The following is a 24102-nucleotide window of genomic DNA, read 5'->3' as shown; positions in this document are numbered from 1 at the left end:
GTATGGCGCGTATGGCGCGTATGGCGCGTATGGCGCGTATGGCGCGTATGGCGCGTATGGCGCGAAAGGTACATTCGTCGCGCGAACTCGCCAATCGACCACTCGTGCCGCGCCTCAGCCGCGGACCTTCGCTTACATCGCCATGGCGTGCGCCTGGTTACCCGCGCGCGCGAAAGCCACGCAGCTCGGGTCCGACACCCGGTGCAATTCTCGACGCGCTTCGACAGTCTCGTCCGCGCGAACGGCCGGGGCCACCGACGAACCTGCATCAACTCGCGGCTGCAACGATCGCGGAGATGGCCATGGCAGTCCCGTGAGAGTTTCGTCGTTCAAGTGGGAAGAGGGGCGATGTTGCCCCGTTTCCCGCCCAGCAGGTCGCCCTCATGAACATCGCCGACGCCATCGATCCCTTCGTGTTCCGCAACGATGTCGAACCGATCAAGGATCCGCTCACGCATCTCGTCTCCGTGGCCGGAACCGTAACGCTGGTCTCGGTGCTCGATCAGCTGTGGATCTCCGACAACTCACACCTCGACCAGTACACCACCGTGCTGGACGACGACTACGATCTCGATATCCAGGGGTTGGACATCACCCTGGCTTCCGACCTGTTGAACCGCAACCGGTCCTCCTCTACCAGCCGCAACATCAGCATCGCCTGCCGCACGCTTACCGTTTACGGCGATGCGACCAAGGGCATCACCCTTGATGTTTCGGCGATCCCTGATCCGCGCTTCGCCACGCATCTGCAGCCCGACGTGCCGGCCTGGCTGGACAACGCGAGTGCACGGGCGGCCAACGGCGACGACATTGTGGTCGCGCTCAACGATCCAAAGCGCGCGTCGGAGGTGGGCGCGTGGTTCGAGAACCATCCCGGCGAAGGCTGGGCGACCAAGGGCGCGGACGGCGGCAGCATCCGTATCGCCTGTGAAACGCTCGCGCTGCACTGCCCGTTGTTCCTCAAGGCTGACGGCGGGCGCGGCAACGCCGGCATCGGCGGGCAGAACGTCAAGAACTGGATAGCGGGCCTGATCGGCGGCAACGCCGGTCGCGGCGGCCCGGGTGGCGACAGCGGCAGCATCGAGTTCACCTGCAGCCGTGCGGTCGATGCGAAGGGAAATCCGGTCAGTCTCGACGCCTGGGTCCACACGAGTTGCGAAGGCGGCGCTTCCGGCGATCCGGGGCTGCCGGGCTTTGCCCACGATCCCGCGCAGGACAACCATCACTACGGTTCGTACGCCGGGCCTGGGACCCACGGCGCCTCAGGCGACAGCGACGTGACCGTGCCCAACGCATTTGAGTACCGCAAAAAAGAAAGTGTGCGGTTGTTGCCGGACGTCTCGATGGTGTCGCTCACCTGCAGTCCGCACTACTGGGCATTGCTGTACCACCGCATGAAGTTGTCCTACCTGCAGCGTCAGCCGATGCGCCTGCGGGCGCCGACGGCTACCAATGCTTCCTGGGTGGCGCTGGGCTACCTGGTGCTGTGGGGCGAAATGCTGGCCTTGCCGTATGCCCTCACTTCGCAACGCGACGCGTTCCTGGTCGACACCGAGGCCGACCCGCATGCCGGTGCGAAAGGCCCCGTGGCGAACGCAATGATGTTGATGGCCGGGTGGTATCGCAGCGGTCAGTCGGTCTGGGGCACGCCGTTCACATCGGTCTCGCCGCTGCCGTTCGACACGCTGTGCAGCTATGTCGACAAGTATTTTGTGAAGCAAAAAGGCATACGCGACTTCTACATACGGCTGCGCAAGGAGCTTGCCGATGCGATCAAGACCTCCGCCGACGTCGCGGCGATCCGGGATTCTGCCCAGTACGCCATGCAAATGCACAAGGCCGGCGTCGATGAGTTGCGCAAGGTGCTGTATGGCGACACCACTGCGGGAGGCGTCGACTCGCGCTCCTTGCTGGGCGATCTGAACGCCGCCGATACCAACTGCAACCTGCTCATCGAGCGCCTCCACGCGGATCTGAGTTCGCCGGCGCTGGAAGATCTCGTCAAGAACAAGATCAACCTCGGCATCAAGGACGTACTGGAATCGCTGAAGAACCTGTGCTTCGTCGCAAGTGATCCCGAAGCCTGTGCCGGCTTGGCGTTGATCGAAGGCTTCGGCCTCTACGAGAAGGCCGTCAACGAGGTTACCGACGATGCAGGCAACTCCGTCGCAAAGGACGCCGTGATCAAGCAGCTGCACCAGGTGACCGGCAGCGTGGACGATCTGGAAAAGGTGGTGCAGGGCGTCGTGAGGAATGACGAGGTCGGCAGGCTCGACACGGCCATCATGACCACGCTCGACAATGTCGACGCCTTCGTCTCGAAGTTCACCAGTCTGCTGCAGGGACAAGGAGAAAAGGTGCTCCACGACATCGGTGCCTTGCGCCAGAAGGTCGGCCAGAAGAACCAGACGTGGATCGAATACAACACCCGCCTGCACCAGCTCGCGAAGGAGTGGGAGGACTACCAAGCCGCGCAGGCCAAGGCTCAGGGGCTCGCGACCAGCACACAGCAAACGCTGACGGCGAGCCTGATGGACACGGTGCAGACCTACACCGGGATCTATCTGTCCAATCTCGAGCGCGCCGCCGATCTGCGTGCGCGGCTGTTGCGCAAGTTCGCCTACATCACCCTTGATGCGGATCTGCCGTCGGGCGATTTTCTCGGCGAGGTATCCGCCTTCTGGAAGGCCGACAAGGAGGCCGCGGCGAGCATGGCGGAACAGTCCGACGGCAACTGGGACGTCAACCGCGATGCCGTGGTCGGCAGCGACGACTCCACCAGCGTGCGCTACCAGCTGAGCGACTACAACGCGGGCAACCAGACCATCGTGATCAAGGCGCCCGACGATGCCGCAAGTGACAAGAAGAGCCGCTTTCGCATCGACATCCACGGCGGCGGTTCGGCACAGGACCGGCGCGTCATCGCCGGGCTGCTGGCGGGCAAGCCCGTCTGGCTGCAGATCCTGCCGCCCAAGGCCCTTCATGTGAGTTTCACCGACGCCAACGGCGAGCCCGCAGCGCCGCCGCATATCCCCGCAATCGTGGCCGCCTACGAGTTGAACACCGGCAAGGAATGGGACATGCGCGTCACGCACGTCAATCCCTGGATGGAGGGCGTGAAGACCGATGGCGACGACGTCAACTTCGTCATCAAGCTCGGCACCTACGCCTACATCGTCGACGCCAGCACGAGTCCTGTGGCGCGCCTGTTCGACTACAACGGCCGGGCGGTCACCACGGAATTCGCCCACCTCTCGCGAGCGAAACTGCAGGATCCGACCAACGCCGATATGGCCGGCGGCCCCGGCGGCGAAGTCAGCGACGACAACGTCGACAAGCGCGGCATCTTCAGCCAGATCCAGCTGCTGATCTCCAGCCCCGGCATTCAGGCCGCGGATCGCATCGAGGACGTGAACCTGCGCATCTGCTTCCGCGTGATTTTTCGCGCCCAGCAGGCGCTGGGCCTTGCCGGACGCCCTGCATTGCGATCCGCATCCCGCTGACGGCGTACCTGCGACACCCCGACACAACCCCGCTCGCCGTGCCGGACGACGGCGGACCCTTGACGTCAACACAGAGGACGCACCGTGACCCATACCTTCTCGCCCGAGGAATCCGCTGCACGCGCCATGCTGCTCTTGCACAGCAAGAGTCCGCTCGATGCCATCGAGACGATGAATGCCGTCCGCGACGCCACTGCCCAGGTGTTCGCCAACAACCCGGATCCCAGTGATGCCCAGCTGGACGCCGCGGTCCAGCATGCGATCCAGTCGCTGGGATACGTCACCGATCTGGCGACCTTGCGGGACATGCACGAGGCAATGAGCGCCCGACATGCAGGCTTGTGGTGCGGCAGTTATACCGTGGTCGATTCGTTCGGGGACGTGCACCTGCTGACCATCGATTCCGCCAACATGCGCCTGCTCCTGGGCTGCGTGGACGAGGCCTTTGACGTTCCTAGCGAGGGTGAGGCCTATGCGGAGCGGCGCATCCGTGTCGCCAACAGTCTGGTCACCGCAGATCTGCAGCTGAGCACCTCGGCAGACGATCTCGAAGACCCTTCGGCGGACGACCTGACGGCGCTGGCGGACAACTTCCAGGTGTTCGTCACCGGCACCCTGACCGTGAAATCGGATGGCCGGGGTGAGCGCACGCTTCGCGGCAAGCGCGGGGTCAGCACGCCTGCCGGCGTGTTTGCCGAGCGCGGCGAAGACCCCGCGTTCCTCTGGGACGGAAGCTACCAGTTGCGTTATACCGACACCGACGACTGGGAGTTCCACGACGATCTGTTGCGCATCACCTGCGATGACGCAGGCGCGCTCTCGCTCACCTTGGGCGACAGGAAGGCCAGCGATGTGAGTTATATCAACTCGGTGATCGGCTGCAGCTTCGAGTTCACGCCGGGCACGACGACGAAAGCCACGCTGCAGATGTCGATCACGTCGGGCGGATCGCGCAAGTTCTATCTCTGGTTCGACACGACCGGCCAGGCTCGCACACTCACCGGCTATGCCACACGCCTTGTGGACAAGGCGACGTTGTGGCGCAAGCCTGGCGCACCCGGACCTTTGCGTGCCCGGGCACGGGACGTCGCCGCAGCCAAGGACATCCGTAGCGGTCATTTCTTCGATACCGCCTACGACGCGCTCGTACCCTCAGGCGACCTTGTCGCTGAGGCCTCGGCCAGCGGTGCGCTCGCGCCAGCTGATCTGCTCGTCGGAACCACGTTGAAGCTCGACGCGACGCAGAACGTCACCGGGTTCGGCATGGAGGAGACCGACAGTGCCGGCAATTCCACCGGCCGCATCGTGCTGTTCCAGGCGAAGGTCGCATCGGGCGCGGCCGCGGAAATCCGGTTCCCGGCCAAGTCGCGCGCGAAAGGGTTCCAGGCGCTGGACGAGGCGAGGCACGTCATGCCCGGCGCGCTCAATGCGCAGATCGGCATTCTGCTGGACACCTCGTGTGAGTTGCCCGCACTGGTGGAGACCGATTTCTACGAGGTGCGCATGAGCGTCACCGGATTGCGGGGCCCGCTGGCGTCCGGGGTGCGCTTCGCTCTGGCCATCGACGATCTCAACCAGCCGCGGCTGCTGAGCCTTCAGCAGCCCGAGAGCAAGGACACGAAGCCGCCGGCGAAAAACGCCGATCTCGGTATTGGCCCCGATGCTGACGTCAAGAAAGCCGTGCCCGATTTCAGCAAGGCGTCGGTGCTGGTACGCGGTGCCACGGGCGAAACCCAGAATGTCGGGCACAAGGACTACTACTTCAGCGTGTTGCCGGTGAACACGTCGGGCTGGGTCCAGGCGACACGCAGCATCTACACGGCGATGGAAGATGGCACCCACGTCAAGCAAGGCGACAGTGTCGATCTGTTGATCCCGCTGCTGCTGCACGTGCCCATCGAGATGGACAGCCGCGACGCCCTGGAGCTTTCCGGGGATCAGTGGGTCCCGGCTTCGCGTGGCAAGAAGTACACCGGACGCATCACGGCCCACTACGGGCAGCAGCCCTTCACCTGGCGGGTGCTGGAAGGCACGTTGCCTGCCGGTCTGCAGTGGGACCAGAACCTCGCGGCGCAGACCGATCTGTCCGAAGCCGGGCTGCTCAGCTTCGGCGTGTCGGGCTCGATCTCCGACAGCGAAGACCCCGGCAACACGTACCAGCCGCGCATCCGGGTGATGAGCGATAAGAGTTGCGTGATGAAGCCGGCGCACGCCGCGCCGCAGATCGTCATTGCCGAACCCGATCTTGAGAACCGCGGCGCCTGGGAGGTCAGCAACGCCATAGTGACGGCGGTATCGGCACTCATCTCGGTCGCCTCGATGATCGTCGCGGTGTTGGCGTTCAAGCGTGATATCAACTCGGACAAGAAAAAGAAGACATCGGACACGAGCATGGTCCTGGACGACCTGTCGAAGAACAAGATGAAGGATTTTTCAACCACGTTGGAAAGACTCTCGGACACGGTCGAAAAACTGGAAAAAGCGCAGGGCTACAGCCAGAAACTGGAAGCTCGCCTCAAGGCGACGGAAACGATGACGGCGGACCTGACGAAGACCATCGATCGCCTCCGTGCAGAACTGAAAGACGCGAGAAGCAAGGGCGATCAGTCGGCTGTCGAGATTGTGGAAAAGAAAATTGAGGTGACGAACAACGTTCGGGAAAGGGCCGAAAAAGAGTCGCAGGAGGCGAAAAAGAAAAAAGAGCAAAAGGACGAGAAAGCGAAGGGGCAAGAAGGCACATGAGCCGCCCAGGCAGGAATCGTAGCGGTGCGCCCGCGGTCGGTCGTGCACGCGGTCTGGCCCTTGCCATCGCCGCGTCGGGGCTGCTGCACGCGACGCCGTCGCTTGCGGCCGAACGCACCATCCATGTTTCCACGCGTGGCGTCGACAGCGCCGATGGCACCACGCCGGCCGCGGCGGTCCGCACCCTCTCGCGTGCATTCCAACTGGCGGCGGGCGCGCCGAGCAGCATCCACGTGACCATGGGCCGGTTCGAGGAACCGCGGCTGGAGCCGCCCTTGAACGCGGCTATCCGCGGCAGCTGGGATCTGTCTTTCTCGAAGCAGGAGACGTTCGGCGAGCGCAAGCTACGCGGACTGCACCCCAAGGATGATCTGTGCTCGGCGCACACCTGCCTGGTGGCGAAGGACACCGATCGCACCGTGGTGCTGTCGAAACCGGGCGTCTCGCTGGAACGGCTCGTGGTCATCGGGCCGGACCGGAGCAAGACGGTGGGCAGCAATTCCTTCGCTCTCGTCGTGCAGCATGCCGACGCCCGTCTTGCCGAGGTGGTGTTGCAGGGGGGGCGAGCCGGGCCGGGCCGGGCCGGAAGCACGGGGAAGCCGGGCAAGGGTTCTTGTACCTACGGCGTTCGGGGCGGTTGGGCGACTCCCAGTGATGACAATGGAATCGTGTGCTCCGTGCATCAGGCCAGCGCCGGTCGCGGCGTGACCGCCTACGGCAGGACGGCGAACGGCGGCGTCGCGGGCGACGCGGGCGAAAGCCATTGCTCGATGTGGGGATGGTCGAAAAACAGCGATCTCGACAATGGCGGGGACGGCGGCCCTGGCGATGCCGGAATCGAAGGGCCTGCCGGTGCAACGTCCGCTCCGGACAAGGGCGGGATCGCGCGCGACGCGCAAGGCCAATGGCAATGGCTCAGCCGCTCGGTTCCGCCCCGAGGGCAGTCCGGCAGCGCGGGAGCCAGCGGCGGTGGCGGTGGAGCAGGCGGCTCCTGGAACATCGTCTACTGGTGCCTGATGAGCTACGTGGCCCTCGGGGGTTCTGGTCATCTGGGCAACGACGGGGGTTGTGGCGGCGAGGGCGGCGGCGGCGGCGAATCGGGCGGTAGCGCATCCGCCCTGCTGGTGATCGATGCGGACCTGCGTACGCACGACGTTGTGGTGTTCGGCGGCCAAGGCGGCCCGGGCGGCACGGGCGGGAACGGAGAGAAAGGTTCGCCCGGCGAAGCGTACGACGCACTGGGTAATGCTGGCTCCAGCGTCTACGGTTGCAGCACCGGTCCGAAACGGACTGCCGGCACCGGCGGGCGGGGCGGCAGCGGTGGTCGAGGCGGAGGCGGCGGAGGCGGTGCCGGCGGTAACGGTGGGCCCGAATTCGCCGTGATCGAAGTCGGCAAGGCAACGATCAGGTACGACGGTGTCTATCGCATCGAAGGCGGTGTGCCGGGCGCAGGGAGCAGAGGCGGGACGGGCGCCGATTCCCGTACGGTCGCGCCATCGGGCGTTGAAGGCTTGAGCCTCAAGCAGATCAAGCTCGATGTCGCGAAGTAAGGTGCGGCATGTGGCTCCCGCAATACGGCGCGATCAGGACTGACGAGCTGCAGGCCTCGCCGAACGGCAGCGGCGAATTGCAGCGAGTGATCGTGTTGCCCGATCGGCCTACTGAGGAAGCCGCTGTCACGTTGCGTCAGGGCTTTGGCTGCGGCCAAGCCCTACGTGCAACGGAATCAACGTGTGGCCGCGGCGGCCACACGTTGATTGCATCCACAGACCTGCCGGCCTTGGTAGTGGATCAGGGTGCTCATCTGCTCATCGATGGCGACGACCTCATGGCCATGGTCAAGGTCTCCGGATGACCCTCAACTCAGGGCGCTCCTGGCATACAGCGAGTGCTGGGCTGCGTCCTGCTGCACATCTCGCATGCTGAACTCCAACTCGTGTCTTCATCATGGATCGGTCGGCTGCGGCACCACGAGCATTTCGTCCTGCATCGCTATGCGTCCGCGGCGCTGCGCCTTGGTCACCTGCGTCGTCGTCACGTCGCGCCACGCCTGAGTCGTCGACGTGAAGCCCAGTAGCTTTGTCACCGCGGACGCCACCTCCGAAGGTTTCACGCCCAGATTGCGTCGAACGATCTGCACAACGGCTTCCTCGATCTCTTCCGGCGCCACCCAATCGGGTTTGCGGACATCCCCTGCGTTCGATCGGTCGCGCGCAACGACGGGAGCATCGGCTGCGAACAGGAACTCTCCGCTGCGGCGAATGCGTTTGGATCGCACGACCAGCGCGATGGCTTCCTCCACGGCCGCACGAATGCGACCGCCAGCACGGCCCATTCCCCACGCATCGCGAATGCGGGTCAGGACCACGTCCCCATGCACCGGACCCTCTTCGCCCACGACCGACTCGACCATGCCTCCCAGCAAAGCGGCAGGCACGGAGGGGATATCGGAGTAGTTGCGTAGCGGATGGAGGCGAGCCACCCGGTACGCAGGCGCGTCGGACGACTCGGCGCCTGCGGTTTCCAGCCCGATCTCGGTGACGTCCTCGCGATCGATCGTCACGACGTCGACGGGCACGGCTCGCGTTCTGCGCGCCGCGCTGCTGGCCGCCTCACGCAGTTCGGCCTTGGCCGCTTCGATGGCCGCCACCAGCCGACCGATTTCTTCGACGGGCCGATGCAGCCAATCGAACGCCCAGATCCGGTGCATCACCCAACCGTGGTCCTCCAGCACCGCCCGCCGCAAACGATCGCGATCGCGCGCCGATCGCGCGGCTTCGTACGACCGGCCATCGCATTCGATGCCGAGCACGTAGCGGCCGGGCAACTCAGGATCCGACACCGCCAGATCGATGTAGAGGCCCGCGATGCCGACGCGGGGGTGCACGTCGTAGCCTCGCGCGCGCAGGCCGGCGGCAACTTGCGACTCGAACACATCCGGCACACCTGCAGCCTCGGCACCGGCGAGGTCCATGCGGCCCGTGCGCGCAAAACGCAGGAACAACTTGAACGCCACGACGCCAACTCCGCGGGCTCGTTCCAGGTCGATGTCGTCGTCCGTGATCGAGGAAAACACTTCGCAGCGCAGCTTGGCGCGGCTGATCAGCACGTTGAGCCGCCGCTCGCCGCCTTGGGCGCCCAAGGGCCCAAAGCGCATCGACATCACACCCTGAGCGTTTTTGCCGTAGCCGACGGAAATGAACATCACGTCGCGCTCGTCGCCTTGCACGTTTTCGAGGTTCTTGACGAAAAATGGTTCACTGGGATGCGCGTCGAAGAACGGTTCCGTGTCCGGATGCTCCCGCCGCAGGATTTCAAGCTGGTCCAGGATCGCGCGCCGCTGCCGCACGGAAAACGTCGCCACGCCCAGCGATTGATCGGGACGTGAACGCGCGTGGCGAACGATGGCCTGGGCGACTTCTTTCGCCTCGATCGCGTTGGCGCCGGCGCCCGTTTCGAAAACCCCGTTGGGCAGGTGATGGAACGACAATCCCATGCCCGCTTCGGCGGTGTAGGGGCTCGGCACGATGATCAGACGGTTCTCGTAAAACTGGCTGTTCGAAACCGCGATCAGCGACTGATGACGGCTGCGGTAGTGCCAGCGCAGCATCCGCTGCGCCAAGCCGCGCGCGCTGAACAGTCCCAGGATGCTCTCGACCACCTGGACGGGCGCACCCGCATCGTCGTCTTGGTCGTCCTCATCGCCCTCGATCGCCTTGGCGAAAAAGCGCGTGGGCGGTAGCTGCCGCTCGTCGCCGACCACGACCACCTGGCGGCAGCGTGCCACCGCGCCCAGCGCGTCCACGGGCTGGATCTGGCTGGCCTCGTCCATCACCAGCAGGTCGAACTTCACCTGGCCAGCCGGCAAAAACTGCGCGACCGACAGGGGGCTCATCATGAAGACCGGCTTCAAGGCTTGCACCGCGGCAGCCGCGCGCTGCATGAGCTGGCGCACGGGCAGGAGCCCAATCTTCTTGGCCATCTCTCCGCGGAGAATCCCGACCGGACCGAGTCCGCCGTATTTCGGCGGCAGCTTGCGGTGGTGCGCCTGAACGACATCGACCCGGCTGGCCTGCAGGCTTTCGCGATCCAGCGCGACGAACTCGTGCACCGATCGACCGTGCAGCTCGCCGTCGAACCGGGCCAGTTTGCCGTCGGTGCGGACCATGTCGCCCAGCAGCGCTTCGAAATACGCCATCTCGAACGCGGACGGCGCCTCGTGATGGGCAAGACGTCCGTCTTCCAGGCGAGCTACCGCGTCGCTCAGCCCCAGGTGACGCGCGCGCTCGGCGCGCTCCCGGAAAGCGGTCCACTTGGACAGCTGTTCGCCGCTCTCCGACCACAGCGCGCACCGCGCGAGGATTTCCGCCACCGGAGTGTGCTCGGCCGAAGTGGTGCCGAACAGACTGATTGGGCTGGCCCTCAGGTCCGACAGTAGCGCAGCGAATGCGGTATGCCATTGGGCCGCCGACGCGCCGGCGGCATCCGCCATCTCCATGGGCGCGGAGCGGGGTTCGAGCCTCGCCGCGAGCTGGCGCACGTCCGCGTGATCCCTGATCCACGCCGCCGCCGCCGCGCAGGCCGACCAATCGGTCTCCGGTCCCCGCCACCGGCTGCCGAACGCGCACGTTCCGAGCTCGCGCTGCTCGTCGATCAACCCGGCATGCCGCTGCGCTTCGTGCACCCGTGCGAGCACCGCGCGCCGCTCCGTCGCGGTCCCTTCGGGCTGGGTGAGCACCTGGCGCGCGATGGCGTCGGCCTTCGCGACCGCGGTCGCTCTCGTGAGCAGGCCAGACAAACGTGTGGCCGCCGCCGACGTGGCCTCGTCCGCATCCTGCAAATCGCTGCTGCCCACGTCGTTCCAGAACGCCTCGAGCTGCGGGCGGATGTCGTTCAGCATGCGGTGCACACGCGTGGTGCGAGCGCCAATCTCCGTGCGGTCCGGCAGGCGAGCGGCGATCAGGCGCGGCGCGGCACCGAGGCCGCGCAAGCTCCGCATCCATGCGACCAGAGCCTTCAGCGGGGCGGAGCGCGAGTGCTCTCCGTGCCAGTCCGCGCCGAACGCGGTGCTGCCGAGCGATTGGCCTTCCTTCACCGCCGCAAGCGCCCCGCGTCCCTCCTCAACCACGTCGAGCAGATCGAGAACTTCCTGAGCAGGCGCTTTGGGATCGCGCACCAGGGAGCGCAGCAGGGCGTTCGCGCGCCGCCAGTCACCGCTGAGCCAGCGGAAGAAGCTCGTGCCCTTCAAACGAATCAGTTGCCGCTCGCGACCGGTGTCGGTGGTCCAGGCCGCGGCGACCACTCTCGCGCCGACCGCTTTCCTGACGTCTTCGACCTTGGCGACCGCATCGGCCAGCCGAGCCGCGACCTCGATCCCGTTGTCCCAGATGGCGGCCGCGAAAACTTCCGGGCTCGCGTCCGGCGCCGCCGCCACACGCTGTCCGGTGACCGCCGCTTTGCCGATCGCGGCCAAGGTATCCAAGGCACCCTCAAGCCCCAACTGGCTTTTCAACCGTCCGGCTTCAATGACGAACGGGGGCAACGCTTCGGCCAGCCATCGACCGCGCGCGAACGCGTCAGGGCCGAACGTCTCCGGCAATGTTCCCAGCGTCTGCAGCACCGCATCGAGCGGCACTTGGGAGCTCTCGGCGCGAACGTGTCCCGCCAGGTCGACCTCAATCTTCCGATGCGCCGTACCCAGAGCCAGCAACGCGTCGATGTCGGCTCGACGCTCCTCCCAAACCGAATTGCCCAACGCGGTGCCTTCGAGGGGCGGTGCCGAAGCGACGCGATGGGCGAGGGCGCGCAACGGTTCCAAGCCCGCCGTTGCGGTCGGCGCTTCGCGATCGAGCAGGCGTGCCACGTCCTGCATTCGGTCCGCCACGGTTTGCAGATCGGCCCTCAGGGTTCCGACCCGGTCGAGCAGACGGCCGAGCTGGTTCGGGAGGATCGCTTCCAGGGCCGTCCCGCGCCACGGGTGCTCGGCGGGCAGGCCGATCAGCGCCACGCGCTCGCTCAACTCCTTGATCAGCGCACGGCGTTCCTTGAAGCCATCCGCTGACCACGCAGCGGGTTCGGCCAACGCGAGGTCGCTCGGGGACACCCCTTCGTCCCGCAGTCGAACCAACTGACCTACCACGTCGTAGGGCGAGAGTTCGGCGCATTCGTGTGGGCGATGCAGCCGGTCCACGTGGGTGTTCAAGGCGTCGCGAGCGGCGGTCAGGCGGCGCAGCAACGACGACATCGCGGCGCCCTTGGGCGACCCCAGCTCCCACGTTCGGCGAAGCTCGTCCAGAACGCGGCGTTTGTTGGTCTTGTTGCTGTGCAACTCGAGGCACGCGTCGCCGACTCCCGTCGCGTCCAGCCTCCGCTTGACCACGTCTAGGGCCGCCATCTTCTCGGCTACGAACAGCACCGTCTTGCCGTCGGCCACCGCGCCTGCGATGACGTTCGCGATGGTTTGCGACTTGCCGGTGCCCGGTGGCCCTTGGATGACCAGGTTCCGGCCTTGGCGGACGTCGTGGACCGCGAGCGTTTGCGAGCTGTCGCTGTCGACGATGTGCCGCAGCGCTTCCGGCGGCAAGGCCGGATCGATGGGCGCGTCGTCCGGAAGGCCCGGTTCCGGAGCGGGAAAGCCGTCGCGGAGCAACGAACGGATCAAGGGCTGATCAGCCAACGGACCGGACGCCGGCCACGCCTCGGGCGACAGATCGCGATACATCAGGAACTTCGAAAACGAAAAGAACCCCAGCACGATGTCGTCGGTAGCGACCTCCCATCCCGCCTTCGACGACACCGCCTCGCGCACGGCGGCGCAGTAAGCATCGATGTCGAAGTCGTCTGTTGCTTCGAATGCCGGCAACTTGAGCAGGTGGACGATGTCGACCATGGCTTCCAGAGACAGGTTCGACGAGGGGTCTTCCTGCCGCCACCGCAGCTTGAACCGGTCGCCCGCCGTCGCGCGGTCGAGCGACACCGGCACCAGAATCAACGGCGCGTAGCGCACGTTGGCCGCGTTGTTGGGATCGATCCACTTCAGCGTGCCCAACGCCAGGTAGAGCACGTTGACGCCCTGTTCCTCTTCCAGCGTGCGGGCGTCGAAGAACAGCGTCAGAAGCCGTTTCTGCAGGCCTTTGGAGGTGAGCCGGGTTTGCAGGCGCGTGTCGGCGTGCCGGTTGGCTACGCCGCGGCCGTCCACGCCGTCGTCCTCCGGCTGAGCCAGATCGGCGATTTCGTCGGCGTCGCCGGGCTCACCGTCGCCACCGGCCGTGCGGCCCGGCATGAACGTCAGCGCGCGCGACTCCTTCACCAGCAGACGAAACACCTCACCGGCGCGCTCGTCGACGATCTCGATCAGATTCCCGCTGCGGGATTTCGATCGAGGGATGTTCAGAAGCCGGTTGCGTGCGGAAAGGTCCAGCAGTCGCAGACGCGCCTTCTCGAGCTTGGCGTCGATCGGCAGGGCGCTCTGAAAATATCCGGAATCCGTTTCGTGGGAAGGGACGACGCTATCCACTTAGGCTCGCTCCTTAGATCCGCTGGCCACGCTCAACTTCGCGTGATTGTGGACCAGTCACGATGGGCTGCAACCGGTTGTCTACCGCTGTCCCGTCCAGGAGGGACCTCCCACCCGGCGTTGATCGATGCCCGCGTGATCGCAGAATTGAGATGGTCGAAGGTGCGCTCGGGCACGACGACGTGTTCGAAGGCGCGTCGGTGGCATGTCAGCCAAGTCGCCACCGTCTGGTCGCGCACCAATCTTGCGTAGTGGCGGCGCGAGAACGTGAGCCTCATGACGAAGATCCACGACTTCATCATCTGGCCGATGTGCACGTCCGCAATCGTCGCGTCAGAACCGAAGTCCACTTGTGCCGCTTCTGCGGGCAAGAACGTCAACCGCATCGTCGTGACCCGCGGCCGCTGCGCGGCTATGCGCTGAACAGGCGGCGGACCCGCGGAATAGCTGCCGGTATCGCCATGACTGCGCTTGAGCGTGACGTGGATTCCCGTCCAATCCCCGTCCGATAGACAGCGGGTCGTGTTCGAACATGTCGTGTCGGTCTGCGTACCGCCGCCAGCGCCGCTTTCCGCGTCCAGATCGTATTCGCTGCGGGTGCTGAATTGCCGTTGACTAGCCGGTCACATTGCTCGGTGTCGAGCAGGTTGGCGAGAGGCGAAGAGCTTCCATCCTCAGAGAGGTCGCACCGTGACGCGCCTCTCCCGGAGCTACGGTGGCCTGTTCGGCGTGGGGCAAGAAGCGACACGAGTGTCGGGTGGAGATACGCGAAAGTGCGACTTTGGCAATGCTGTATCAGGTCGCCAATTCCCCATGGAAATCTCAGCCAGCAGAGTGGGTACTTTAAGCGACATCTTCTGGTGCGATTTCAGGTGACGACAGCAACAGCTGACGATTTATGAGACGCATCACCGCCGCTTATAGCGATCCGCTGGAACCGGGAACGGTGATCGCATCAATTTGGGCAGCACGGCGTTGCACGATGATCAGGAGGGTCGGTTCTTTCATGGGTATTGCGACGGTTATTGCTATCTGCCGCTGTGCATGTTCTGTGGAAGCGCCTGCTGGTGGCGAAGCGACGGCGCGCCACTATCGATGGCGGCGCGGGTGCCCGGGAAGCGTTGGACCGCGTCCTGCACAAGATTCGTGCGCGTTGGCCGCAGGTGCGGATCACGGCGCTTGCTGGCAGCGGATTTACGCGATGGATTGACGGGATGGTGCGAAGCGAATGCGATCAATTACGTGATCGGCCTGGTGGGTAGTGCGCGCCTGGCGAGCCACCTTGCCGAGGCGCCGAAGCGGGCGCGCGTTCGATGCGACGCAACGGGCGAAGCGGCCCGGGAGTTCGGCGACATTGAATATTCGACATGGACCAGCTGGGGCCACGTTCGGATGTTACTGGCACCGCTGATCGAGGAGGGTTACGGCTATTCCGGCATATTCGGGTATTTAATCCGGTCCATTTCATGGACAGTCCGGCATAATCCGGTATAAATGCCGGTATGATCCGCACCGACAGCCTCCAGATCACCCCGGAAATCCTCAGCCTCATTGCCGAGATTGACGAGTTCAAGGGCGCTTGGCGCGCGCTTGGCACCCTGGCGCCCGAACGTCTTAAGGCGCTCAGGCATGTGGCCACCGTGGAAAGTATTGGCTCGTCCACGCGTATCGAAGGAAGCAAACTTTCCGATCGCGAGGTGGAGCACCTCCTTGCTCACCTGCGTGTCGAGCGGTTCGCTAATCGCGATGAGGCCGAAGTCGCTGGATATGCTGAGGTGATGGAAACCGTGTTCGCCGCATGGGCAGACATTCCCATGAGCGAGAACCACATCCGGCAGATCCACCGCGACCTGCTCGCCCACAGCGAGAAAGACGACCGCCATCGCGGCAGCTACAAAACCCTTCGCAATGATGTCGCCGCGTTCGACGGGCAAGGCCGCATGATCGGTGTCGTGTTCGAGACCGCCACGCCATTCGATACGCCGTTTCGTATGCAAGAACTCGTGGCGTGGTATGCCTCGGCGCGGGAGCTCGCGCGGCTGCATCCGCTGCTCATCGTCGCCATATTCGTCGTGGTGTTTCTCGAAATCCACCCGTTTCAGGATGGCAATGGTCGCTTGAGCCGCGTCCTGACCACGCTCATGCTGCTGCAGTCCGGCTACGCATACGTACCCTATTCGTCGCTGGAAAGCGTGATCGAAAGCAACAAGGAAGGCTACTACCTTGCCCTGCGCCAAACGCAGGGAACTATCCGCAGCGACTCCCCAAACTGGGGAGCGTGGCTGCTGTTCTTCCTGCGTGCACTGCAACAGCAAAAACGCCGGCTTGCCATCAAGATTGAACGCGAGCGCTCCGCGCTGGCCGATCTTTCGGAACTTGCCCTGCGCATGCTCGACAGGGCGCGCGAGCATGGTCGCGTCACTACCGGCGATCTGGTGCGCGAATTGGGTGCAAGTCCCAACACACTGAAGGCGACGTTCTCTGCACTGGTGAAGAAAAACCTGCTGGTGCGCCAGGGTGCTGGCCGCTCAACCTGGTACCGGCTGCCGTAGCGCCGTTTGCGCAAGCGACCGCGTGGCGGATCTGCCCGCCTACGCTGGTAACCCCCGCCCACCAGCAGCCTGCCGTCCGTCCGTCAAGCGAGACGACAGGCGCGTTCGCATTCGGCCCTGTACCGAGGTGCTCCCGGTTATCGGCATCACCGCCGCTTATAGCGACCCGCTGGAACCGGGAACGGCGATCGCATCAATTTGGGCAGCACGGCGTTGAACACCGGGTTGACGCTTGCCTCGTGAATCCGCTGCTGCAGGACGCAACCGGCGATCAGGCGTGCGAGTTCCAGCGGAAGCGGCTCGGGGGTCTCGTCCCAGAATTGCCAGCGCAGGCCGTGGGTCCAGTCCCGTTCGGATTGCCGGGCACGGGCGCGCAGCATGGCGTCCACTTCCGTCGCTTCCGCATCGTTGTCGGCGCGCGCCATCACCAGGGCATCGCAGGCGTGCCGTCCCGGCAATCGCAGGAACTCGCCGTGCGCCGACAGGCAAAGGCCAAGGGCGTGCAGGCGGCCGTTGGCGGGGCTCGTGTCGGTTCGGGTTTCGGATTCCTCGACGATGGCGACGGCGGCCTGCAGCGGCGTCCGGCTGAGCAGCGCAGCCAGAGAGCTCTCTTCAGCGGAGGTATTCAGGAAGGGAGATGCGAGTAGCGGCGCGCACTCCCTGAGCCAGGAAGTCGCCGCGTTGGTCACCGGTTCGACACCGCTGATGCTGCGGCTCGCGGAGACGGCCTCCCACGCCTGCGTCAGCATCGGCCAGGCCGCCGCCACGGTAGGCCAGCAGAGCGCTTGCACGTGCACCCGTTTCCCGGTCTGATCGCGCGCCTGCACGCTGGCCGCGAACGCAACCCTGCCCAGCGCAGGGGGCGCAGGAGCGAGGTGCGGATTTCGAGGGGCCACTGGGCGCGCCGGGCTTGGACGGAGGCGAGGTTTGATCATTTGACGAAAGCCTTGCTGGTGCCAACGTGCGGGCGGATGTCGGCGGGTCGTGACGGCGGGGCTGGAGCATGCTAATGCCATCAACTGTAATTTTCAATGCATGCATGTTGATGTCTAATACATCAGAATTGGCGTATAGCGTTGCTTGACCTGAATATTTGAAGGGATTTACGGATGATCACTGCTGACCAACTTCGGGCGGCTCGCGCGCTCGCAGGCATGGATCAAAGGACTTTGGCGGAGAAGGCTGGCGTATCGCTGCCGACCATCCAGCGCATGGAGGCCAGTGCCGGCAACGTGCGTGGCGTCGTCGAGACTCTGACCAAGATCGTTGCTGCGCTGGACCAGGCAGGCATCGAGCTCATCGGCGAAAACATGCCCAGCCAAGGCCAGGGGCGCGGGGTGCGGCTGAAGCAGCCCGGTAAGCGCTGACGGAGCGATAGCTCCGTTCTCTCACCATTCCGAAGCTGCGCGACAAGAGGCTGGTTCAACCTCAGCTGCTCCGCTGCATTGCGGACGGACCGCGCAATGTGGTGCCTGAGCGAGCCTTAAAATGCCCCGGCTCCGGGCTGTCGCAGTGGCGCCGGGAGCCACGGTGATCGAGGACGGATTGTGACCGAGCCAACGGCGGACCAGGCTGAGACAGCGGCATCGGGCGACCTGTTTGCACTGGCCTACGATGAGTTGAAACGGTTGGCTCACCACGCTCGCCGCGAGCGGCGTTCCTACGAAACACTGGATACGACCGCGCTGGTGCACGAGACGTATCTGAAGATTGGAGCGCACGAGCTGGCGGCCGGCAAGGAACCGGGCTATCTGCGTGCCCTCGCGGCGCGGGCGATGCGCCAGATCCTCGTGGACCGTGCCCGGCGGCGCATGGCGGAAAAACGCGGCGCCGGCGCTGCGCAGGTCACGTTGAATGGCCTGGAACCAGACGGCTCGGCGCAACCGTTCGACCTTGTCGCCGTCGATGCGGCACTCACCCGGTTGGAAGCGCTTGACGCGCGCTTCGCGCAGGTCGTCGAGCTGCATGTGTTTGCCGGAATGCCGATCGTTCAGATCGCCACGCAGTTGGGGCTCAGCGAACGCACGGTCTTTCGGAACTGGCGTGCAGCCCGGGCATTCCTGATCGGGCAGCTCGCTGCGTCGAGCATCGGCTAGTGAGCACGCCAGCGTCACGTTTTCGCCGCGTATGCGAACTGTTCGATGCGCTGGTCGATCTGCCGTCTGCGCAACAGACACTACGGCTCAACGAACTGTGCGACGACGCGGCGCTTTGCGCCGACGTCGAGGCGCTGCTGCGTGCCGATGCGCTGGGGGGTGTTTTCGACGCCGCCGCGCAGGAACAACGCAATCGTTTCGCGCTGGACGAGGCGCTTGCACAGGCCGAGGTGGCCGCGACCAGCCCGGCGCCGGCGTGGCGGATAGTCCGCGAAGCCGGGCGTGGAGGCATGGGCGTCGTCTATCTGGTCGAACGCGGCACCGGCGAGCTGCGGCAGCGCGGCGCACTCAAGCTGCTGCATCGAAGCAGCGACTCCGTCGTTGCGGTGGCACGCTTCGAGCGCGAATGCCGCGTCCTGGCGCAGCTGGATCATCCGGCCATTGCGCGGCTGCTCGAAACCGGTGTCCAGGAGGACGGCGCGCCTTACCTCGTGATGGACTACGTCGACGGCGAACCGATCGATCGCTACGTTGCGCACAGAAACCTCGCACTGGATGAGCGGCTCCTGCTGTTTCTCGACGTGTGCGACGCGGTCGCCCACGCACACCGGCAGCTGGTGGTACACCGCGACATCAAGCCGGCCAACGTGCTCGTCAGTGGAGAAGGGCGAGTCAAGCTTCTCGACTTTGGCATCGCGAAACTGCTCGACGACACGGCCGGCGCGGACCTCACGCGTACGCAAGGCGAGCCGCTGACACCGCGCTACGCAGCACCCGAGCAGCTGAGCGGCGGACCGATCACGACGGCAACGGATGTGTATGGTTTGGGTGGCCTGTTCTACGTGCTGTTGACGGGCCATGCGCCGCGCGCTTCCGATTCTCGTGCGGATCACGGTGTACACGCCGACGATACGTTCGTTGCGCCCAGCCAGCGCGTTGAGCCGGACCGCGCACGCGCGCTGCGCGGCGATCTCGATGTGATCGCGTCATGTGCCTTGCAGCCTCTGCCAGAACGGCGGTACGCCAGCGTCGAGGCCTTTGCCGAGGACATACGGCGGCATCGTGACGGCCGGCCGATCGTTGTCCGGCGCAGCAGCCGTCGTTACCGCGCCGGCCGTTTCATCGCGCGTCATCGCTTGTGGCTCGGTGCTGTGATGGCAGTGCTGGTGGTCTCGATCGCGGCGGCGGTGATCAGCCTGCGTCAGGCGCGGTTTGCGCGGGAGAGCGCAGAACACGCGGAAGCCGTGCGCCATTTCGTCGTGGGCGTGTTTGCCCAGGCCAGTCCGGACGAGAACAACGGGCAGCCCTTTACCGCCCACCAGTTGCTCGACCGTGGCGCGCGACAAGTCGCTGAGGTGGCCGCGACGCCTGCGGTACAGGCCGACCTGACGAACGTGCTTGCCGGCTTGTATTTCGACATCGGCGACTATGCGCGTGCCAGGGCCATGGCGACGCAAGCGATGGATCTGGGCACCGCAGATGCTGTTCCGCCCGCCGTTCGTGCGCGCAGCCGGCTTGTCCTGGCGCAGGTGGATACGGAACTGCGCGATTTTTCGTCGGCCGCCGCGCACGTCGAGGCCGCGCAGGTGCTGGCCCGGCGCGTGGGCGCAACGGATGAAGAACAGCGTGCACGTCGCCTGGGAGTCGCTGCGCTGGTCGCGGCCGAGAATTACCAGCGTGCCGATCCTGAGCTGCGTGCGCTGATGGCGGACGACCGCGCGCGGTTCGGCGACCGCAGCGCTGCCGTCGCGGAAGACTGGATGCTGCTGGGCAAGATTCTGGACAACAACGCGCGCGGCGACGAAGCCATCGCAGCGATCCGCGAGGCGCTGCTCATCCTGCACGGGCTGCCGCACGCGGCGAGCGCCCGTATCGATGCGCAGAACCGCCTCGGACTGATGCTGCTGCACAAGCACGATCTGCCTGGCGCCGACGCGGCGCTGAAAGTCGCCGAGGAGTCAGCGACACGGTTGTACGGAGCCGACAACATCCAGACGTGGACCATCCGCTCGAACCGGATTCGCGTGGCGGAAATCGCCGGCCGCTTCGAGCAGGCCGCGGAGAGCCGCAGTGCCTTGCTACGGCTGGAGCGGGCTGCGTTGAATGATTCCAATCCTGCACAAATTGCGAGCCACGCGAAGTTTCTCGCTGCCGACTATCGCGAACTGGGCCGTTTCGCGGAAGCCGAGGCGCTGTTCCGGGAATCCCTCGCATTGTCCGACCGCGCGGCGGGTGCGCAGCGCGGCAACGACAGTGCCGACACCCTGCTGCACCTGGGCTATACCTTGCAGTTGCAGGGACGCTACGGCGAAGCGGAAGCCGACATCCGCGAGGCGTATGCGATTGCCTCGCGTCATGAGCAGCCCACGTCCCAATGGCTCAGCGACACGCGCGGTCGCCTGGGCAACCTGCTGCGCCTGCAAGGCCGATACGAAGAGGCGTTGGCGGAACTGCGCCCGGCTGCGGAGGCACTCAGTCACGGCGGCTCCGGCGGCAACCCGATACTCGCCAATGTGCTTGCGCAGCTGAGCCTCGCCGAGCTCGCGGACGGAGATGCCGCCAGCGCGGACGCGACCGCTACGCGCGCGACCGATCTGGCACGCCGCGTGTTCGAGCCCGGCAACTATCGCCTCGGCCTGTCGCTGTTCGCTGCGGGGTGCGCCAAATTAGCGCTCGGTCGTGCCGATGCGGCGATACCGCTGCTGCGCGAGGCGCTCGCTGTCCGGCACCCGCCGCATCCCGCCCACGATCCGCGCGTGCTGGAGGTGCAGGTGGCGCTGGTAGCCGCACTGCAAATGGCGGATCAGCGCCGCGAGGCGGATGAAATCCGGGAGGCGATCCAACCGCTGCTGCGTCGCGATGATTCACCCTACGCGCGGCAACTGCTCGCGCAACTGACGCCACGCTGACGGTTGCCTACAGCATCGGTCGGGCGTGGCAGGGTCGTGCGTCGTTCTGCGTGTATGGCGGTTCCAGGAGGAAACGCCATGAACCACGTCTTGCCAGGATTGCTGCTCTTTCTCTGCTGCGTGCTCGCCCCGGCCCATGCGGGCGGGCTTCCGACGGGATCGCTCGATCCGGGTTTCGGTGACCAGGGTTTTGTTCGACTGTATTTCGACGATCGGCTCGGCACGACGACCGATGATCGTGCCAAGACGATACAGATCCTGCGCGGCGACCTCGGCGGAGGCGCGTTCGGCCCGAAATGGATTCTCGTCGCGGGATCCGCAGGGCGCTATGTCGCCATCACGCGGCTGTTCATGAACGGACAGATCGACCCCGCGTTCGGTGCAAACGGCGTGGCGTTCTCCGCACGTACCAATGTGTCGAGCTTCGGCGGCATGGTTGTCATGCCGAACGGCGACATCGTGATCGGCTACGCCGATGACTACTCGGGCCCTGACAGCGACAGCAGGGATTTCTTCATCGAAGCCTTCACGCCGAACGGCCAGCCAAAGAACGTCGGTGGTGACGAGGCACCGAATCAGCGCAGTGTGGATCTCAGCAGTTCCGCCCCGGCCGTGAACGGGCGTTGCAGCGACTATTACCGGGACAACCGCGCGCAACGCCTGATTCTGACCGCCGAGGGAGGCATCGTTCTGGTCGGCGACATAACCGTCTACGACGACGATGGGCAGTTTGTCCGGCGCGACATCGCCTTCGCCGAATTCAACGGCGGCACCTACGCGCCGGCCCGACCAACGCTGGCCTGCACGGGCGCTGGCGGCCGGCTCGACGCGACGCGCTATCCACCCGCGCGAGACAATTTCAACGCCGATGCCGTCGTTCACGCGGCCGTATCCGATGTCGGGGCGCACGTGCTGTATGTCGGCAGCGTCGATCCGTCTTACGACGCGCAGACGGCGCAACTGGGCATGCTGAACTACCGTGATCTCGCCGTCGGCTACACCTACGACGATTCCTACAATCTCGGCATGCCGGAAAGCTACTGGCAGCAGCGTCAGAGCGATTTCTGGCAGATACGCACCGAGACGCAGCCAGGAACGTTCGTGCTGTTCGGCGATGCGGAGAACGGTACGGTAGCCGGCGTGGTCCGCCGCCAGCCGATCATCGCAACGGCGCAGGCCAATTCCTTGCAGCCGCTGTGGTTCTTCCCCATCGGTGGCGCAGCCGATTCGATGGTTGCCGGCCTCGAAGGGTGGCGCCTGCCTGGCGCACGCGACCTGATGCTGGTCGGTGCGGCGAAATCCTGCAGCGCCGCCGGTTGCGGCGGCAACTGGGACAGCTTCGCCGTCGGTGTCAGCAACGGCGCGACGGTCCTCAACGCGTACCAACCGCAGGCCGCATTCGGGAATCAGGGCTGGGTGCGCCACCCGGTACGCGACTACGACGGCAACGCGGCCAGCCACGCGATTGCCTGGACCGGCGTGCTCCAGGGAAACCTGTTCGGAACTGGCGACACCGACGTCTATGTCGCCGGTGAGTTCCGAACGTCGGTCGACAACCACCTCGACATGTTCGTCGCCAAGGTGCGCGTTGCGAACGCGGGCGATCCACCGTGGGTTATTCCCGCCGACACGATCTTCCGGGACGGATTCCAGTGAGCCGGCTGTCGGCGGGACTGGTGCGCATCACCATGCTGCTGGTTCTCGGCTTCACGCAACCGGCACTGGGAGCCGGCGCGCCGTCGCGCGGCACGCTATACCTGTCAGCGCTGGGCGGCACGCTCTACCGGGCGAGCTATGTCTACGATGGTGATGCCGTGTTCACGGTATCGCGCCCGACGGCGGTCGCGCTCCTGAGGCGCGGCGGCAGTGTTCGGGTGCTGCCAGACGGTCGGGTCGTCGTCGTCGGTGCGGGTTACGTGTCGGTTTACGACCCGCGCAGGCACACCGTGGCACTCGTCAATTCGCTCACGAATGCCAACACGGCAACGCTGGATCCGTCTGGAGCCAAGCTCTGGGTCGGCTGGAAGGACACCGCGCTGTCCGAAGTGCCTCTGTCGCCGCTGGCCAACGGCACCCCGCATGCCGTGGGCGGCGACGACACGGTTGCGACGATGCTGGCGTTTGCGCCGGGGCAGGGTGCGTTCTACACGACGGGCGGAGAGTTTGAGAATGGAAACTTCGGCAGAATAAACCTTGCGACATTCTCTACGACCCGTGTGGCGGCATCGGCCTACGCGACCGGCGTCGTGTACGAACCCTATAGCCAGACGCTTATCACGGCGGGTCTCGGTCGCGCCCGACAAATGGCGCCGTCCAGTCCGGCGACCGTCCTGAGTACACGCGACGACAGCGTCGCCGGCGAGAATTATCTCGTTCTGGAGCCGACCGGCCAGGGGCATGTGATCGGCACGCGCAGTGGTGGCGAGGCCCGCGTGGTGCTGATTGATTTTTCCGCGGGCGGACGTATCGGCGACACAGCGACGACGCTGCACTCGGCCGTGCTCGGCACGATTACCGATTTGTCTGGCGGTGCGGGATGGGATGGCGATCTCGTCTTCGACGATGCGTTCGAGCCGCCTGCGTTGAGTCCGTGAGCGTGCCCGGGCCTCAACAGCCCGGGGTTCGACGTGTGGTCGCTGGAATGCGTTCGGCCTGGCCCGACAACGTGGCTGCTTCGTCGCTGCGGACTTGGCAGCGACTGCGGGCGGATCATTCGTGACTCAATGTGTCATTGTATATAATGTGAACTTGCCATTTGCGCGTGCGCCCCGGCTGGCGGCCGGG

Annotated in this window: 14 protein-coding genes; 11 read left to right on the top strand and 3 right to left on the bottom strand. The window is 65.3% G+C overall.

Going from position 1 to position 24102, the window contains the following annotated elements; translation table 11 throughout:
* The first annotated feature begins 383 nt into the window (after positions 1-383).
* The 4 genes from RUU78_RS03215 (at position 384) to RUU78_RS03200 (ending at position 8100) form a co-directional block, all read left to right on the top strand.
* Positions 384-3503 (top strand): hypothetical protein, encoded by a 3120-nt coding sequence (locus tag RUU78_RS03215; protein WP_313913594.1) that lies wholly within the window; start codon positions 384-386, stop codon positions 3501-3503.
* 84 nt (positions 3504-3587) lie between these two features.
* A complete protein-coding gene (locus RUU78_RS03210; protein WP_313913592.1) occupies positions 3588-6245 on the top strand; it encodes a hypothetical protein in 2658 nt (885 codons plus the stop codon).
* Positions 6242-7795 (top strand): hypothetical protein, encoded by a 1554-nt coding sequence (locus RUU78_RS03205; RefSeq protein WP_313913590.1) that lies wholly within the window; start codon positions 6242-6244, stop codon positions 7793-7795. The genes RUU78_RS03210 and RUU78_RS03205 overlap by 4 nt, the downstream gene beginning before the upstream one ends.
* 8 nt (positions 7796-7803) lie before the next feature.
* On the top strand, positions 7804-8100 hold the full coding sequence (locus tag RUU78_RS03200) for a hypothetical protein (protein ID WP_313913589.1): 297 nt from the start codon (positions 7804-7806) through the stop codon (positions 8098-8100).
* Between the two features lie 90 nt (positions 8101-8190).
* Here RUU78_RS03200 and RUU78_RS03195 read toward each other — a convergent pair whose 3' ends face one another.
* Together RUU78_RS03195 and RUU78_RS03190 are read right to left on the bottom strand one after the other, a co-directional pair.
* Positions 8191-13761, bottom strand: a complete 5571-nt coding sequence (locus tag RUU78_RS03195; protein WP_313913586.1) for a DUF3320 domain-containing protein — start codon at positions 13759-13761, stop codon at positions 8191-8193.
* 32 nt (positions 13762-13793) lie between these two features.
* Complete coding sequence (locus RUU78_RS03190) at positions 13794-14147, bottom strand: hypothetical protein (RefSeq protein ID WP_313913584.1); 354 nt, start codon at positions 14145-14147, stop codon at positions 13794-13796.
* 574 nt (positions 14148-14721) lie between these two features.
* On the opposite strand from RUU78_RS03190, the gene RUU78_RS03185 reads away from it, so the two are divergent.
* Together RUU78_RS03185 and RUU78_RS03180 are read left to right on the top strand one after the other, a co-directional pair.
* Positions 14722-15255 (top strand): transposase, encoded by a 534-nt coding sequence (locus RUU78_RS03185; protein WP_313913583.1) that lies wholly within the window; start codon positions 14722-14724, stop codon positions 15253-15255.
* Positions 15256-15263: 8 nt separating this feature from the next.
* On the top strand, positions 15264-16313 hold the full coding sequence (locus RUU78_RS03180; RefSeq protein WP_313913581.1) for a Fic family protein: 1050 nt from the start codon (positions 15264-15266) through the stop codon (positions 16311-16313).
* A gap of 146 nt (positions 16314-16459) precedes the next feature.
* On the opposite strand, the gene RUU78_RS03175 is transcribed toward RUU78_RS03180, so the two are convergent.
* The gene (locus RUU78_RS03175) at positions 16460-17062 is read right to left on the bottom strand and encodes a hypothetical protein (RefSeq protein WP_313913579.1); all 603 of its coding nucleotides are present in this window, start codon (positions 17060-17062) and stop codon (positions 16460-16462) included.
* A 360-nt stretch (positions 17063-17422) separates the two neighbouring features.
* Between RUU78_RS03175 and RUU78_RS03170 the strand changes: the two genes are divergently transcribed.
* The 5 genes from RUU78_RS03170 to RUU78_RS03150 all read left to right on the top strand — a co-directional run bounded on the left by RUU78_RS03170 (position 17423) and on the right by RUU78_RS03150 (position 23912).
* Positions 17423-17680: a helix-turn-helix transcriptional regulator gene (locus tag RUU78_RS03170; RefSeq protein ID WP_313913577.1), complete on the top strand. Its 258-nt coding sequence runs from the start codon at positions 17423-17425 to the stop codon at positions 17678-17680.
* 180 nt (positions 17681-17860) lie between these two features.
* The gene (locus tag RUU78_RS03165; protein WP_313913575.1) at positions 17861-18409 is read left to right on the top strand and encodes an ECF-type sigma factor; all 549 of its coding nucleotides are present in this window, start codon (positions 17861-17863) and stop codon (positions 18407-18409) included.
* On the top strand, positions 18409-21318 hold the full coding sequence (locus RUU78_RS03160) for a serine/threonine-protein kinase (protein WP_313913572.1): 2910 nt from the start codon (positions 18409-18411) through the stop codon (positions 21316-21318). Before RUU78_RS03165 ends, RUU78_RS03160 begins: the two co-directional genes overlap by 1 nt.
* A 78-nt stretch (positions 21319-21396) precedes the next feature.
* A complete protein-coding gene (locus RUU78_RS03155) occupies positions 21397-22974 on the top strand; it encodes a hypothetical protein (protein WP_313913570.1) in 1578 nt (525 codons plus the stop codon).
* A complete protein-coding gene (locus RUU78_RS03150; RefSeq protein ID WP_313913568.1) occupies positions 22971-23912 on the top strand; it encodes a hypothetical protein in 942 nt (313 codons plus the stop codon). Before RUU78_RS03155 ends, RUU78_RS03150 begins: the two co-directional genes overlap by 4 nt.
* The last annotated feature ends 190 nt before the right edge of the window (positions 23913-24102 follow it).

The sequence above is a fragment of the Tahibacter sp. genome (assembly GCF_032229445.1).
Classification (GTDB): Bacteria; Pseudomonadota; Gammaproteobacteria; order Xanthomonadales; family Rhodanobacteraceae; genus Tahibacter.
This window is presented reverse-complemented; position numbering and strand designations above follow the sequence as displayed.